Below are 15,950 nucleotides of genomic sequence, written 5' to 3'. Positions count from 1 at the left end.
CGTATGGATCGGGTGTCGGTGTTCGTGGTGTTCGCCCTCAACGGCGCGCTGTACGGCTCGTGGGCCCCCAGGGTGCCCGCGATTTCCGCGCAGCTGCACGCCTCGCCGGGCCCGTTCGGCCTGGCACTACTGTGCCTGACCGTCGGCATGCTCATCGTCGCCTCACTGTCCGGGAGGCTGGTCGAGCGCACCGGTGCTCGCGCCGCGATAGCCGGTTCCACGCTGCTGTCCTGCGTGCTCCTGCCGCTTCTCGGGCTCGCGGGGTCGGTTCCCGCACTGGGCGTGATGATGTTCGGTCTCGGGGTCTCGGTCGGCGCCTTCGACGTCGCGATGAACATCGCCGCGGTCGGCGCGGAACGTCGTGCGGGCCGTCCGCTCATGCCCGTGTTCCACGCCGGCTTCAGCTTCGGGGGAATGGCCGCCTCGGCCGCCGCCGGTCTCGCCGCGGCCGCCCACTGGTCACCGGTCCGGCACTTCACCGTGGCCGCCATCGTCGTCGTGGTGACGCTCCTGCTCGTGGTGCGGGGCCTGCCCCGTGCCGTGCCCCGGCAGGAGCGGAACCAGGCCGGGCCCAGGGTCGCCCCGGCCCGCCGGCCCGTGCTGTGGCTGCTGGCTGCGGTGGCGTTGTGCTCGGCCATCGCGGAGGGGGCCAGTGCGGACTGGTCCGCCCTGCTGATGGTCACCGAACACGGCATGGGCGAGGGCTCGGCCGCTCTCGCCTACGCCGGGTTCTCCCTGACCATGGCCGTGACCCGGCTCGGGGGAGCGTGGGTCCAGCAGCGACTGGGCTCCGCCGCGACACTCGTCGCAGGTGCCGTGCTCGCGGGCAGCGGGCTCGTGACCGCCGCCGTGGTACCGGTGCCCTGGCCGGCCTTCGTGGGGTTCGCGCTCGCCGGTGCGGGGCTGGCGGCCTCGTTCCCGATAGCGCTGAGCCTGGCCGGGGCGGCGGGCAGGCGCGCCGACGACAGCGGTGGTGAACGGGAAATCGCCTTCGTCACCACGGTCGCCTACAGCGGGTTCCTCATCGGGCCACCGCTGATCGGCGGGGTGGCCCAGGGGAGTTCGCTGTCGGCGGCCTTCGTCCTGGCCGGGCTGGTGGCCGCGCTCATCGCCCCGGCCGCGGTCGCCGCAGGTCGCGCACGTCACCGCGAGCTCACCGCGCTCGAACCGGCCACCTGAGACGGGCCTACTCTCGTAGCGTGGAGTCTGAAGCTACCTCCCGACGCAGGGCCGCTGTGCTGCCGCTGCTGACCGTGAGCGTGACCCTGGCCGCACTCATCGCGGTCGCGCTGGTCGCCCTGTCCAGCAGCACCGCCTACGTCATCGCCGGCCTGCCCGATCCGGGCGTGGTGACGCAGTACGGGGTCGGAGTCGTCCGCGTGCTGGCGGATGCCGCTTCGGTGGTCACCGTCGGTTCGCTCCTGCTGGCGGCGTTCCTGGTACCGCCCCAGCAATCCGGAACGGTCACCCGTGACGGCTACGCCGCCCTGCGCACCGCGGGCATCGCCGCCTGGGTGTGGTTCGGCTCCGCACTGGCTTCCGTGCTGTTCACCGCCGCCGACGGGGCCGGGAAACCGCTCACCGAGGTGTTCTCCCCGCCGGTTCTCCTCAACCTCATCGACGCGATCGAGCAGCCCAAGGCCTGGCTGGTCACGGCGGCCATCGTGCTGCTGGTCGCGGTGGGCTGCCGCCTGGCACTGTCCTGGGGCTGGACCGCGGTGTTGTTCTTCGTGTCACTCGCCGCACTGGTGCCGGTCGCGGTGACCGGGCATTCCGCGAGCGGTGGTTCCCACGATCTGGCCACCAACAGCCTCCTGTACCACCTCGTCGCGGTTTCGCTGTGGGTCGGCGGTCTGTTCGCCCTGCTCGCGCACGGCTGGCGAAAGGGGGCGAACCTCACGCTCGCGGCGAAGCGGTTCTCGCGGCTCGCGCTGGTGTGCTGGATCGTGATGGCGGTCTCGGGCATCATCAACGCGCTGGTCCGGGTGTCGCCGGGCGACCTGTTCACCAGCGACTACGGGCTGCTCCTGCTCGCCAAGACGGTCGCGCTGCTGGTGCTCGGCGTGTTCGGGCAGCAGCAGCGTGCGCACGGGGTTCGGAAACTCGTCGACGGCCAGGGCGGGGGCCAGCTGCTGCGGCTGGCCGCGGTCGAGCTGCTGATCATGTTCGTGACGATCGGGCTCGCCACCGCGCTGGCGCGGACGCCCCCGCCCGCCGGCAGCCTCGTCCAGCCGTCCACCACGGAACTCCTCATCGGCTACGACCTGCCGGGCGCGCCGACCGCGCTGCGGCTGCTGTTCGCGTGGCGGTTCGACCTCGTGTACGGCACCCTGGCGATCCTGCTCGCCGTGTTCTACCTCGTCGGGCTGCGCAGGTTGCGCCGCCGGGGTGACGCCTGGCCGGTGGGCCGCACCGTCTCGTGGCTTGCCGGGTGCTTCGTGCTGCTGATGGCGACCTCGTCCGGGCTGGGCCGGTACTCGCCCGCCATGTTCAGCGTCCACATGGGCGGGCACATGCTGCTGTCGATGGTCGCGCCGGTGCTGTTCGTGCTGGGCGGGCCCGTCACGCTCGCACTGCGTGCCCTGCCCGCCGCGGGGAAGGACTCGCCTCCCGGACCCCGGGAATGGGTGCTGGCCGCGGTGCACTCGCCGGTCGCCAAGGTGCTCACGAATCCCGTCGTGGCCCTGCTGCAGTTCGTCGGCGCGTTTTACCTCCTGTACTTTTCCGGCCTGTTCGCCGTCGCGCTCGACTACCACTGGGCACACCTGCTGATGAACGCCCACTTCCTGCTGGCTGGTTACGTCTTCTACTGGCCGGTGCTGGGTGTCGACCCCGCGCCGCGGCGGCTGCCCTACCTCGGCCGCCTTGGCATGGTGCTGGCCGCCATGCCCTTCCACGCCTTCTTCGGCGTGATCCTGATGTCGAAGCAGACCGTGATCGGCGAGACCTTCTACCGTTCGCTCAACCTGCCCTGGGTGCACGATCTGCTCTCCGATCAGCGGCTCGGCGGCGGGATCGCCTGGGCGTCCGGCGAGCTACCGGTGCTGCTGGTGCTGATCGCGCTGCTGGTGCAGTGGGCCCGGGCCGACGAGCGCGAGGCCAAGCGCAACGACCGCCGCGCGGAACGGGACGGCGACGCCGATCTCGAGGCTTACAACGCGATGCTCAGGCAATTGGCCAACCCCGCACAGTCCCGCAAATCGGTCTGAAGGGGTCTCTCCCGGGCCGGTTGTCCACAGGACCCCGGTTGTCCACAGGCCGGGCGATTGCTTCTTCCCGCGGCCCCGGCCGTCCGGGCACGCTGGTGGCACGGACGGAAACCGGCACGAGGGAAGGACTAGAGGGCGATGGCAGTGGGGGAGACTCCGGTGACGGTGGTCGGCACGGTGCTCACCGAGCCGGAGATCAAGCGTGCGGGTGCGCAGAGGCACGAGCTGGTCACTTTCTGGGTGCGCAGCAGCGAACGCCGGTTCGACAAGGGGAAGGAACAGTGGGTCGACGGGCGCCCGCTGTCGGTGCGGGTGACCTGTTGGCGAAGGCTGGCCCGCGGAGTCCACTCCTCGCTGCACAAGGGCGATCCGGTGATCGTCAACGGCAGGCTGTACTGCCAGTTCGCGGACAGCGGACAGGCTCGGGTTGTACCTGAGGTTGAGGCTTGTGCGATCGGTCCGAATCTGGCGTTCGCGACGGCTCCGATCCAGCGCGGCGAGGATGGTGGGCGCGGGTCGTCGCAGACCGCGGGGGCTGGCGATTGCCCGTCGGTGGTGGCCGATGCGGTGCCGGTCGCGTGAGTCGTTCTGGCTGGTCGGTTCGCTGCCCCGCCTGCCTTCCGGGTAAGCGGGAGGTAACACTGAGTCCATGGATGGTGACCGGCGTACGGTCTCCGACCGCATCGCTCTACGATCGACCTTATGGCCGAGTTCATCTACACCATGAAAAAGGTGCGCAAGACCGTCGGGGACAAGGTCATCCTCGATGATGTCAGCACCGCGTTCTACCCGGGCGCCAAGATCGGCGTCGTGGGGCCGAACGGTGCCGGCAAGTCCACCGTGCTCAAGATCATGGCGGGGCTCGATCAGCCAAGCAACGGGGATGCGTTCCTGCAGCCTGGAGCGTCGGTCGGCATCCTGCTGCAGGAGCCCCCGCTCAACGACGACAAAACGGTCCGGGGCAATGTCGAGGAGGGCCTTGGCGACATCAAGGTGAAGCTCGACCGGTTCAACGAGATCGCCGAGTTGATGGCGACCGATTACAGCGACGAGTTGATGGAGGAGATGGGCCGCCTCCAGGAGGAACTCGACCACGCGGACGCCTGGGACCTGGACTCGCAGCTGGAACAGGCGATGGACGCGCTGCGCTGCCCACCGCCGGACGAGCCGGTCACGCACCTTTCCGGTGGTGAGCGTCGCCGGGTCGCGCTGTGCAAGCTGCTGCTGTCCAAGCCCGATCTGCTGCTGCTGGACGAGCCCACCAACCATCTGGACGCGGAAAGCGTGCTGTGGCTGGAGCAGTTCCTCGCAACGTACCCCGGTGCCGTTCTGGCCGTCACGCACGACCGGTACTTCCTGGACAACGTCGCCGAATGGATCATGGAACTCGACCGTGGCCGGGTCGTGGGCTATGAGGGTAACTACTCGACCTACCTCGAGAAGAAGCGCGAACGGCTCGAGGTGCAGGGCAAGAAGGACGCGAAGCTCGCCAAGCGGCTCAAGACCGAGCTCGAGTGGGTGCGCTCCAACGCCAAGGCCCGCCAGACGAAGTCGCGCGCCCGTCTCGACCGCTACGAGGAGATGGCGGCCGAAGCCGAGCGGACCCGCAAGCTCGACTTCGAAGAGATCCAGATCCCGCCGGGGCCCCGGCTGGGTTCGGTGGTGGTCGAGGTCGACCACCTGCGCAAGGGCTTCGAGGACCGGCTGCTGATCGAGGACCTGTCGTTCAACCTGCCGCGAAACGGCATCGTCGGCGTCATCGGGCCGAACGGTGTCGGTAAGACGACCTTGTTCAAGACGATCGTCGGCCTGGAGAACCCGGATTCGGGTGAGGTCAAGATCGGTGAGACGGTCAAGCTGTCCTATGTGGACCAGACCCGGGCGGGGATCGACCCTGCGAAGACGGTGTGGGAGGTCGTCTCCGACGGGCTGGACTACATCCACGTCGGCCAGACGGAAATGCCGTCCCGCGCGTATGTCTCGGCGTTCGGCTTCAAGGGGCCGGACCAGCAGAAGCCTGCCGGGGTGCTCTCCGGTGGCGAGCGCAACCGCCTGAACCTGGCGCTGACGCTCAAACAGGGCGGGAACCTGATCCTGCTCGACGAGCCGACCAACGACCTGGACGTGGAAACCCTGGGATCGCTGGAAAACGCGCTCGAGCAGTTCCCCGGCTGTGCCGTGGTCATCTCGCACGACCGGTGGTTCCTGGACCGGGTTGCCACGCACATCCTGGCCTGGGAAGGGGACGACGAGAACCCGGCGAAGTGGTTCTGGTTCGAAGGAAACTTCGAGGGATACGAGAAGAACAAGATCGATCGCTTGGGAGCGGAGGCGGCCCGGCCACACCGGGTGACGCACCGGAAGCTGACGCGCGACTGAGCGCGCATTCGTGCGAGCACGCTTGAGCCGACACTGAAGCGGAGTCGTGAGTGGTAGCCATCAAGCACACCAGACCCAGCCCGCCCGCACCTCGCACCGCCGAGCCGGGTCCGGCGGGAATCGGTGAGACCTACCCGATCGAGGAACTGCTCCGGCGGGCTGCCGGGCTCCGCCTCCGGGCACCGGAGCTGAGCATGATCTTCGGCGAGCGAGCCGCTTCGCTCGCCGAAGCGGCGGGGCTGGACAAGCTCTGGGTGCGAGCGGAAAGCCTCGTGGTGTCCGCACGAGTGCGGCTCGGGCTCAGGGCCAGCACGGTGGGCCGGGCCGTGGCCGCTCTGCGTGCCGCGGAAGACCTCGGCGAGACGATCCTGGCGGCCGAGTTGCGCACCGACCTTGCGGTGTGCGCCCGCAGCGTGGGCTCGCCGCTGATCGCGCTCGCCTCGCTGCGGCCGGTGTTCGCCGTCGAGGGGTTCTCGGGAGCAGCGCGCGCGGCCGCGCTGACCCAGTTGGTCGGTTGCCTGTCGCAGTTCGGCCGCAAGGCCGAACTGGACCGGACGCTTGCCGAAGCGGACCGGCTCTGCGGAGCGGACGAAAGCCTGGACGGCGATACTCGCCTGCTGTCACGGGCGCTGGTGCGGGTGGGGATCTCCGCCCATCGCCGTCGGCACGGTGACGTGATGGGGGCCGCCGACGCGGCGAGGACCGGGCTCGGGTTGCTCGAACAACTCGACGACCCACAGGGTGACGGCGGCGTGGTGCGGAACCGGCTGGTTCTCCAGTTGGTCTGCTCGCTGCTCGACCGGGGTGACGCGGCCAACGCACTCGAACTCGCGGAGCCGGTGCTGCAGGAGGCCGAGCGAGCCGCCTCGGTCGCGCCGCTGGGCTGGCTCCGGATGGCCGTGGCCACCCGCGTGCTCCTGCCCGCGGGTTCGGTGGAGGCCGCCGCGGGGCTGTTGCGCGATGGGATCCACAGCACCGAGCGGCACAGCCTGCATGCACTCACCGCCCGGTTGTGGACCGAGCTGGCCCATGTGGAAGAACGGACGGGGAGACTGTCCGAGGCGCTCGAGTGCCTGCGCCAGAGCCGGGCGAGTGAGCACCTGCATGCCCGGGCGCGGGGCCAGGCCACGGGACTGCTCACGGGGGAGTTCGGTCAGGCGGGCCACGCCGCGGTCGACCTCGACGAGATTCTGGGGGCGGAATCGGGGACCGCGGCATCCCCTGCCGGACTCGCACCGTCCGAGGAACCGGTGCCGGCGCGGATACGGGCCGCCGTCCAGTCCGTGGTTCCGGGCAGCCACGCCGGTGTGGACGGCGAAGACGGTGGCGGACGCCGACGGCGTGACAACCCCGCTCCTGTCAACGGGCACAGGACGAAAGAGGACGCGGCGGCCGGTCATGGGGATCGAGAGCCCGAACTCGAGGGTGGCAGGCCCGCAGCGGGCACGAGCCGGGCAGCTGAGCCGGTAGCGGCGGAACGGCCGGTGGCGGTGGCCGGTGACGACGGTGCTGCCGAGCCCGGTGAAAGGCGCCGCCGCTACAAGATCACCAGTGAGGACGGGGAAAGTTCCGGGCCTGGGCAGGGCGAGTCGCTCGTCCGGTTGCCGAGGCGAGGGCCGGACGAGGACGTCGCCGCGGAACGGCCCAGGACCGGGGGCCGCCGGTACAAACCCGATGAAGACGGGGACGGCAATACCGAAGGCAGCGCCCGCAGCAACGCCGAGAGCAAGACCGGCGTCACTGTGGGGGCCGCTGGAGGCGCCGCCGGGAAGACTGCTGGGGACACTGCTGGGGACACTGCCGGGGACCGGGACCGGGTGGGCGGTGAGACCGGACGTCGCTACAAGGCCGACGCTGGGGAGGCCGACACCGGGGCTGCGGCCGACAGCGGGGACGGCGGGAACACACGTCGCTCCCGGGACGGCCGGGACCGGGACAACCGGGACTCGGGGGAGGTGCAAGGCACCCGGGAAAGCGGGGACGCGCGGCAGGACAAGCGATCGGGCACCCCCTCCGGGGCCGACACGACACCGGCCGTGGTGAGGCCTCTGCCGGTCCGGCTGATGACGACGACGGCGGAGGTGGATCCTCCGCTGGCACCGGCGCCGGCGGACGAACCCGCTCCGCGTGTGCCGCCGATGTCGATGTGGAAGGCCGAAGTCGACCCGCATCAGGACGAACCTCGCCCGTCGCGGGACGAGGCGGTGCGGGCGAAGACCCGGCACGACGCCGAACACGGTTCCGTGGCGGCACGATCGGTGCTGGACCGGCTCGGAATTTCCACCGGTTCCGGAGGCGGCCGGCGGCGAGCCGCCGGCGCGGGCCCGGCCGGGGGTATCGAACCGCCCCGGGACCGGGACGGCACCGAGGAGCGGAATGGGCATGGACCGGCCGGTGCCGGCGGTGAGCCCGAAGAGCGGGCCTCGCAGGAACGGCCGGTGGCGCCCGGGCCGCGGGCGCAGGCCGAGGGCTCCAAAGCGACGGTCGAGCCTGTGTCGGCTGTCGTCGGGGGTGTTGGACGGTTCGACGAGGCACCGGGCGAATCCGGCGGGGTACCGCGTGCCGCATCGGAGGCCCGCGCCGGGGAAGAGGGTGCGGGTTCGGAGACTGGCGCTGGAGCCGGTGCCGGAGTTGATGCCGGGCAAACCGCTTCGCAGAGGGCATCGAGGGTGCCCGGGGAGCCCGGCGGGCCGAGCGGCGAGGATCGCGACAGCACCGACGCGAACGGCGAAGCACCCGGTCGTAGCGCCGGTGAACCCGACACGGCCGGAACCGGGAACGCCCGCGACGGCAGTGAAGAGGGCTCGAAAGAGAAGCACGGGCAGACCGCGATCGAGGCATTGCTCGAGCGGTCCGGAGAGGAACCGGAGGCCGCCCCCGGCGATAAGGCCGCGGATGGGGAAGCGCCGGATGAGAAAGCACCGGCCACAGCGGACAACTGGCTGCCGCGCCTGAAACTGCCGCCCTCGCTCGAACCGTTCGAGGACTACACCGACAGTGCGCTCAGTGCGGCATCGGCGACGCCGTTCACCAGTGCACCGCGTATCGAAGATGGGGAGCTGGGCGGGCCCTTCTCGGCCGATCGGTCCGCCTTCGAGGACGACCTGCCGCCGGATGCCGGCCTTGCCGACCTGCTCGCGCGGGCACTCGCCGAGCATCAGGCGGGCACCGCCAGCGCCGCCGCGCTGGTCAAACGGCTGGGGAACCAGGGGAGCGACGAACCCCGCCCGGTGAACGGGCATCGTCGCAACGGAGGCGGGGTCACCGGAGACGGCCGTCACCGCACGGATGGCTAGGTTGGCATCCGAGGAGGCGCTCTCGCCGCCCTGGAGCGGCGGGACGCGTCCCCAGGACTAGAAACAGGCCGGGGACGCCTCACACTAGGGTGAGGTTGTCCGGCACTATCGCGCGTGATCAAGGCTCAGTGGAGAGTTGGCCTGAAATGAGCTCGACAGGAGTTTCCCCCCGTTTCGGCGCGACGACAGGGCGAGACACCGCCCCGCAGCGATCGGCGACCCCGGAACACATCCGGGACGAGTTGATCGAGGCCGCCGCACGGCACGCTCCGGACATCGCCGACCTCATCCGCCTCTACTACCGCCACCTTCCGGCCGAAGAAGTGCTCGGCGACGACCCGGTGGACCTCGTGGGCGCCGTGCGGTCCCACTGCCAGTTCGCCGGGCAGCGCGTCCCGGGCCGCCCCGCCGTGCGCCTGTTCAACCCGACCACGGCCGAGGACGGCTGGACCCGTGAGGCCACGGTCGTGCAGATCGTCACCGACGACATGCCCTACCTGGTCGACTCGGTGACCGCGAAGCTCGCCCGGGACGGCGTCCAGGTGCAGCGGCTGGTGCATCCCATCGTGGTGGTCAGCCGGGACATCACGGGCAAACTCCTGGAGATCCACCCGAACGCGGACGTGGCCACGCCGCCGGCCGGGGCGGCCGCGGAGTCCTGGATGTACGTCGAGATCGACCGCATCACCGACCCGAACCGGTCGCGGGAACTCGACACGCACCTGACGTCGGTGCTCGGTGACGTGCGGGAGGTCGTGGAGGACACCGACAAGATGGTGCAGGCCGCGCTCGACGTCGCGGCCGACCTCGAAACCACGCCTCCGCCGGTGGACCCCGAGGAGGTGGCCGAGGGCGGCGCCCTGTTGCGGTGGCTGGCCGACGGGCACTTCACCTTCCTCGGTTACCGCCGATACGAACTCGTCGAAGGCGAGCCGGGCGACGAGGACCTCGCCCTGCGCGCGTCCCTGGCTTCCGGGCTGGGCGTGCTGCGCCACGACAACCTGGCGGCCCGCAGCCTCACCGCCGGTCCGGACACACTGGCCCACGCGCTCGCCCCGACGCTGCTCGTGCTGACCCAGGCCAGCGCTCCGTCCACTGTGCACCGTCCGGTCTATCCGTACTACGTGGGCGTGAAAACCTTCGACGAGCGCGGAAACGTCAGCGGGGAGCACCGCTTCCTCGGCATGTTCACCACGAGCGCGCTGCATGAGGACGTGCTCGACATCCCGGTGGTGTCGCGGAAGGTGCGGGACGTGATCCACCGTGCCGGTTATCCGATGGAGTCGTTCTCGGGGCAGCGGATGCTGGAGGTGCTGCAGAACTGGCCCCGGGCGGACCTGTTCTCCGCCGACCGTGATTCCCTTTTCGCCACGGCGATCGGTGCGATCACGCTGTCGGACCGCCGTCGGCTCCGGTTGTTCCTGCGCCGGGATCCCTACGGGCGTTTCTACTCGTGCCTGGTGTTCCTGCCGCGCGACCGGTACACCACTCGCTCTCGCCTGGCCATGCAGGAGGTGCTGCTCGCCGAGCTGAGCGGCACCCACCTGGAGTACGGCACCCGGGTCGGGGAAACCGCGCTCGCACAGGTGCACTTCATCGTGCACACCGATCCGGCGAACCGGATCCAGCCGGACATCCTGCGCATCCAGGAGCGGCTCAACGCAGCGGTCCGCAGCTGGGACGACCTGATGGTGGAGGCGATCCTGGCCGAACGCCGGGTGCGCACCGACGAGGACGGCAGGCCCGTGGGGCCGCTCGGCGAGGAGTCGGCCACCGAGCTCGGGCAGCGGTACTCGGGCGTGTTCCCCGAGGCGTACAAGGAAGATTTCACCGCCGGGGAAGCGCTTGCCGACCTGCGGCGCCTGGAGTCGCTGTCCAGCGAGCAGGATCTCGCGATGTCCTTCTACGTGCCCTCCGGCGCCGAACCGGGGGAGCGGCGCTTCAAGCTCTACCTCCTGGGGGAGGGGGTCACGCTGTCCGCGGTGCTGCCGGTACTGCAGCGGATGGGAGTCGAGGTCGTCGACGAGCGGCCCTACGAGCTGCGCCGCGAGGACGGGATGCGCTCCTGGATCTACGACTTCGGGCTCAGGATCGGGCTGGACGAGCTCGCGGTGTCCTCGGCGGAGGCCGAGCACGATCTGCAGGTGCGTTTCCAGGACGCCTTCGCGGCGGCGTGGCGCGGCGAGTGCGAGGTGGACGGGTTCAACGCGCTCGTGCTGAGCGCGGGCCTGACCTGGCGGCAGGCGGCGGTGCTGCGGGCTTACTCGCGGTACCTGCGCCAGGCCCGGACGCCGTATTCGCAGGAGTACATCCAGAACTCGGTCCTGTCGCACACCGACATCGCGAAGGCGCTGGTGCGCCTGTTCGAGCACCGCTTCGACCTCGCCACCGATCCGGAAAACGACCTGCAGGTCGACGCGATCATCGCGGACATCTCCACGATGATCGACGCGGTCACCAGCCTCGACGAGGACCGCATCCTGCGGCAGCTGCTGGCACTGATCGGGGCCACCCTGCGCACGAACTACCGCGTCACCGACGCCGAGGGCAGGCCGCGCCCGTACCTGGCGCTCAAGCTGGACCCGCAGGCCATCCCGGACCTGCCCGAGCCGCGGCCGCGGTTCGAGATCTTCGTGTACTCGCCGCGGGTGGAGGGCGTGCACCTGCGTTTCGGCGCGGTCGCCCGAGGCGGTCTGCGCTGGTCGGACCGGCGGGAAGACTTCCGCACCGAGATCCTGGGCCTGGTGAAGGCCCAGGCGGTGAAGAACGCGGTGATCGTGCCGGTGGGCGCGAAGGGCGGGTTCGTGGTCAAGCGGCCGCCCGCCCCCACCGGGGATCCCGGAGTGGACCGCGACGCGCAACTGAGCGAGGGCATCGCCTGCTACCGCATGTTCATCTCGGGTCTGCTGGATCTCACCGACAACCTCGTCGAGGGCAAGACGGTCCCGGCCCGCGACGTGGTGCGTTATGACGGCGACGACAGCTACCTGGTGGTGGCGGCGGACAAGGGCACGGCGACGTTCTCCGACATCGCCAACGAGGTGTCGGCCTCCTACGGCTTCTGGCTGGGCGACGCGTTCGCCTCGGGGGGTTCCGTCGGGTACGACCACAAGGCCATGGGCATCACCGCCAAGGGCGCGTGGGAGAGTGTGAAGCGGCACTTCCGCGAGCTGGGGGTGGACACCCAGGCCCAGGACTTCACCGTGGTCGGCATCGGCGACATGGCCGGGGACGTCTTCGGCAACGGGCTGCTGCTGTCGGAGCACATCCGGCTGGTGGCCGCCTTCAACCACCTGCACATCTTCCTCGACCCCGATCCGGACGCGGCCTCGTCGTTCCGTGAGCGCAAGCGGCTGTTCGAACTGCCGCGCTCGTCGTGGGAGGACTACGACCGCTCGCTGATCAGCGAGGGTGGCGGCGTCTACTCGCGCGGCGCGAAGACCATCCCGATCACCCCGAAGGTGCGCCGCGCGCTGGGGCTGGACGAGGACGTGGAAAAGCTTTCGCCCGCGGAACTGATCCGGGCGATTCTGCTCGCGCCGGTCGATCTGCTGTGGAATGGCGGGATCGGGACCTACGTCAAGGCGCAGGACGAGACCCATGCGGACGCCGGTGACAAGGCCAACGACGCGGTGCGGGTCAACGGCAAGGACCTGCGGGTCAAGGTGGTCGGGGAGGGCGGCAACCTGGGGCTCACCCAGCGCGGCCGGATCGAGTTCGCCCGCAACGGCGGCAAGATCAACACCGATGCGCTGGACAATTCCGCCGGGGTGGACTGCTCCGACCACGAGGTCAACATCAAGATCCTGCTGGACCACCTGGTGACCACCGGCGGCCTGGAGCGGGAGCAGCGCAACGCGCTGCTGCACGAGATGACCGACGAGGTCGGGGAACTCGTGCTGCGGGACAACTACCGGCAGAACGCGGTGCTCGGGGTGAGCCGGGCCCACGCCCCCCAGATGATCTCGGTGCACGAGCGGCTGGTGGCGGCGCTGGAGGACGCCGGTGCGCTCGACCGGGAACTGGAAGCGCTGCCGAGCCAGGCGCAGTTCCGGCAGCTGGAGAAGGCGGGCAAGGGCCTCACCTCGCCGGAACTGGCGACCGTGCTGGCCCATGTGAAGCTCACTCTGAAGGACGAGCTGCTGGCCAGCGAACTGCCCGACGCGGAGGTCTTCGCGCGCCGGTTGCCCGAGTACTTCCCGCTGCCGTTGCGCGAGCGTTTCCCCGACCGGATCTCCGAGCATCCGCTGCGGCGGCAGATCATCAGCACCCTGCTGGTGAACGAGGTGGTGGACGGGGCGGGCGTCTCCTACGCGTTCCGCCTCGCCGAGGAGCTGAACGCGACCGCTACCGACGCCATCCGCGCCTACACCGTGGTGGCCCGGGTCTACGACCTGCCGTCGCTGTGGTCGGCGATCGACGGGCTGGACACGGTGGTGCGCACCGAGGTCGCGGACGGGATGCTGCTGGAGTCCCGGCGCCTGCTGGACCGCGCCGCCCGCTGGTTCCTCGGCAACCGGCCGCAGCCGCTGGCGGTCGGCGCCGAGATCAACCGGTTCGGCAGCACGGTCGCGGCACTGGTGCCGCAGGTGAGCGCACTGCTGCGGGGCCGTGAAGCCGAGGAGGTCGCGGACCGGACGGACCGGCTGGCCGCGCAGGGGGTGCCGCGCGAGCTGGCGAACCGGGTCGCGACACTGCTGAACGCCTACGGCCTGCTCGACATCATCGAGGTCACTGAACTGGCCGAGCGGGAGGCGCGGGTCCCGGCGGAGCGCAGCCCGCAGGAGACCGCGGAGCTGTACTACGCGCTGTCGGAACACCTGAACGTGGATCAGTTGCTGACCTCGATCAGCGCGCTGGAGCGCGGGAACCGGTGGCACGCGCTCGCTCGGCTGTCGTTGCGTGACGACGTCTACTCGTCGCTGCGGGCGATCACCCTGGATGCCCTGCGCCACAGCGATTCCGACGACACGCCGGAAGAGAAGATCGCGCAGTGGGAGAAGGCGAACGCCTCGCGGCTGGCTCGGGCGCGGGTCGCGCTCGACGAGATCGGCCGTTCCGGCCGTCTCGACCTGGCGACGCTGTCGGTCGCGGCGCGGCAGTTGCGTAGCACGGTGAGGTGAGCGGGTGTATGTGGCGATGGTCCGGCCGCGCTGGTCGGACATGGATGTCTTCGGGCACGTCAACCACGCGAATCTGGTGACGTTGCTCGAAGAGGCCCGCGTGCCGCTGCTGTTCGACGAGGCGGGCCGGGCCGGGCTGGCCGAGTTTGCCAAGGGCATGGTGGTGGTGCGGCTCGGCGTGCACTACCACAGCCCGATCGTGGTGGACGGTCAGGAGATCCGCGTGGAAATCTTCTTGCGGGAGCTCAAATTCGCGTCGCTGACCCTGGACTATCGCGTCTACAGTGGACCGCTGGCCGAAGGCAAGCCCTCGGTGACCGCCGAGACCGTGCTGGCTCCGTACGAGCTCAGCACCGGTCGTCCGCGCCGCCTGACGGAGGCCGAACGGGCCTTTCTGGCCACCAGGCTGACGGAGACCGCCGATGAGTGAGCGCACCAGCACCGGGACCGAACTGCGCATGGCCGATCCGGCAGATCGCGAGACGCTGGGCGCCTTCGTGGCCCGCGCGGTGCGGCTGGACGGCCAGTGCGCCCTCCGGCTGCGGAACCGGGGTGACGGGGTGCTGGAGGCCTGGGTGGCGACGCCGTTCGATGTGCTGGCGACCCGCGCCGTGCACGGCGAGATCAGCCCGGGCGACGTGACGGTTTCCGGCAACGAGTTGCTGGCGGCGCTGACCGTGGCCGGGGGTGAGCGGATGGATCCGGGGCCGCCGCGGGATCTGCTGTGGCGGGGGGAACTGCCCACCGGCGGCGAGTGGCGCGTCGTGGACACCGTGCCTGCCTCCGTGATCGGCGAGCTCACCGACCGGGGAGTCCGGCTGGCCCGCGAGAACGCCGGCCCGCACGGCACGCCACCGGCCTCGTTGATGGACCAGACCGTGCTCACCGTGGCGGGGGACGGGATCGAGGTCAAGATCCCGATGCGCTGCCTGTTCGCCCTGTCCGGCATGGGATTTGTCGACTCGTCGATTCCGGACGACAGGGTGCGCGTGAGCGCGACGGCCTCCTGGCTTCGGCTGGACGCCCGGTACGGCGCCGTGCTTCGCCGTCGCCAGGCTCTGCTGCCCTTGTTGTTCTAGCTGCTCCTGCCACGACGCCCGGGGCCGCGAAGGGAATCCCTTCGCGGCCCCGAGTGGCGGTTACGCCGTGGCTGGTGCCGCCAGGAGGGAAGCCACCACCGTCGGCACGTCGTTGACGCACAGGGCGTCCACGCCGGCGTCCAGCAGCCGCTGGGCGAACTTGAGCCCCGGGCACCAGGCGAGGAACTCCCGCCCGCTCTCGTGCACCAGGTCCACCACGTAGTCCAGTGGCCGTTGCAGCGCCTTCGGTTCCTTGTCGTTCGGGCGCAGCGATCCCCAGTGCGGCGCGAGCACCTGCACGTCGAGGTGCCCGGCCGCGGCGACCGCGTGCCCGATGGGGAAGTCGACCCAGGTGAGCAGGCCCCGCGCCACCCCGGGCGCGAGCTGCCGGGCGATGTCGAGCGCACCCGGGTCGAAGGAAGTGATCAGCACTTCGCGGCGGCGTGCCTCGCGGACCGCGATGGAGGCCAGCCGCCCCATCGTGGTGCCCGTCCTGTCCCGGGTGGCGTCCTCCATCGACGTCTTCACGTCGAAGTCGACACCTACCGAGCCGGGGAGCGCCGCCAGCAGCGCCTCGAGCCGCAGCGCGCCCCGGGCTGCCGCCTCCCGCGCGGTGATGTCGGCGTAGAAGACCCCGTCGGGCCCCGCGGGATTGTGCACGACTACGAGCTGATCGTCGGACGTCCGCCGGACGTCCACCTCGACCCAGTCGACGCCGGCGTCCACCGCGGCGAGGAAGGAACCGAGGGTGTTCTCCTGATGGCCGTTGACGGTTCCCCGGCCGCAGCCCCGATGCCCGATGAGCACGGGGCTCCGGCCGAAAACTCTGTTGCCGTCCATAACGCGCCGAGACGCCGCTGCGCG

The 15,950-nt window shown here is 70.4% G+C and carries 9 protein-coding genes; 8 read left to right on the top strand and 1 reads right to left on the bottom strand.

Features of this window, described 5'->3' with window-relative positions:
• Positions 1-3 precede the first annotated feature (3 nt).
• The 8 genes from ORV05_RS24735 to ORV05_RS24700 all read left to right on the top strand — a co-directional run bounded on the left by ORV05_RS24735 (position 4) and on the right by ORV05_RS24700 (position 15,086).
• Entirely contained in the window at positions 4-1,179 is a 1,176-nt protein-coding gene (locus ORV05_RS24735) for an MFS transporter (protein ID WP_268754403.1), read from the top strand.
• A 20-nt stretch (positions 1,180-1,199) separates the two neighbouring features.
• Positions 1,200-3,209, top strand: coding sequence for a cytochrome c oxidase assembly protein (locus ORV05_RS24730; RefSeq protein ID WP_268754402.1), 2,010 nt, complete (start codon positions 1,200-1,202; stop codon positions 3,207-3,209).
• A gap of 159 nt (positions 3,210-3,368) precedes the next feature.
• Complete coding sequence (locus ORV05_RS24725; RefSeq protein WP_268754401.1) at positions 3,369-3,791, top strand: single-stranded DNA-binding protein; 423 nt, start codon at positions 3,369-3,371, stop codon at positions 3,789-3,791.
• A 120-nt stretch (positions 3,792-3,911) separates the two neighbouring features.
• The gene (gene ettA, locus ORV05_RS24720) at positions 3,912-5,588 is read left to right on the top strand and encodes an energy-dependent translational throttle protein EttA (RefSeq protein ID WP_268754400.1); all 1,677 of its coding nucleotides are present in this window, start codon (positions 3,912-3,914) and stop codon (positions 5,586-5,588) included.
• A 50-nt stretch (positions 5,589-5,638) separates the two neighbouring features.
• Complete coding sequence (locus ORV05_RS24715; protein WP_268754399.1) at positions 5,639-8,884, top strand: hypothetical protein; 3,246 nt, start codon at positions 5,639-5,641, stop codon at positions 8,882-8,884.
• A 146-nt stretch (positions 8,885-9,030) separates the two neighbouring features.
• The gene (locus ORV05_RS24710; protein WP_268754398.1) at positions 9,031-14,007 is read left to right on the top strand and encodes an NAD-glutamate dehydrogenase; all 4,977 of its coding nucleotides are present in this window, start codon (positions 9,031-9,033) and stop codon (positions 14,005-14,007) included.
• A gap of 4 nt (positions 14,008-14,011) precedes the next feature.
• A complete protein-coding gene (locus ORV05_RS24705; protein WP_268754397.1) occupies positions 14,012-14,437 on the top strand; it encodes an acyl-CoA thioesterase in 426 nt (141 codons plus the stop codon).
• The gene (locus ORV05_RS24700) at positions 14,430-15,086 is read left to right on the top strand and encodes a hypothetical protein (protein ID WP_268754395.1); all 657 of its coding nucleotides are present in this window, start codon (positions 14,430-14,432) and stop codon (positions 15,084-15,086) included. Before ORV05_RS24705 ends, ORV05_RS24700 begins: the two co-directional genes overlap by 8 nt.
• A gap of 60 nt (positions 15,087-15,146) precedes the next feature.
• Here the strand turns inward: ORV05_RS24700 and ORV05_RS24695 are convergent, their stop codons facing one another.
• Entirely contained in the window at positions 15,147-15,926 is a 780-nt protein-coding gene (locus tag ORV05_RS24695; protein ID WP_268754394.1) for a glycerophosphodiester phosphodiesterase, read from the bottom strand.
• Between the last annotated feature and the right edge of the window lie 24 nt (positions 15,927-15,950).

This window comes from Amycolatopsis cynarae (genome assembly GCF_026802195.1).
In the GTDB taxonomy this organism is placed as follows: domain Bacteria; phylum Actinomycetota; class Actinomycetes; order Mycobacteriales; family Pseudonocardiaceae; genus Amycolatopsis_E; species Amycolatopsis_E rhizosphaerae.
The sequence above is the reverse complement of the archived record's forward strand: the minus strand, read 5'-3'. Positions and strand labels throughout refer to the sequence as shown.

Excerpts from the sequence above, each read along its gene's own strand:
- ORV05_RS24710 (WP_268754398.1), top strand. The coding sequence starts at position 9,031 with ATGAGCTCGACAGGAGTTTCCCCCCGTTTCGGCGCGACGACAGGGCGA.
- ORV05_RS24735 (WP_268754403.1), top strand. The coding sequence starts at position 4 with ATGGATCGGGTGTCGGTGTTCGTGGTGTTCGCCCTCAACGGCGCGCTG.
- ORV05_RS24700 (WP_268754395.1), top strand. The coding sequence starts at position 14,430 with ATGAGTGAGCGCACCAGCACCGGGACCGAACTGCGCATGGCCGATCCG.
- ettA (WP_268754400.1), top strand. The coding sequence starts at position 3,912 with ATGGCCGAGTTCATCTACACCATGAAAAAGGTGCGCAAGACCGTCGGG.
- ORV05_RS24695 (WP_268754394.1), bottom strand. The coding sequence starts at position 15,926 with ATGGACGGCAACAGAGTTTTCGGCCGGAGCCCCGTGCTCATCGGGCAT.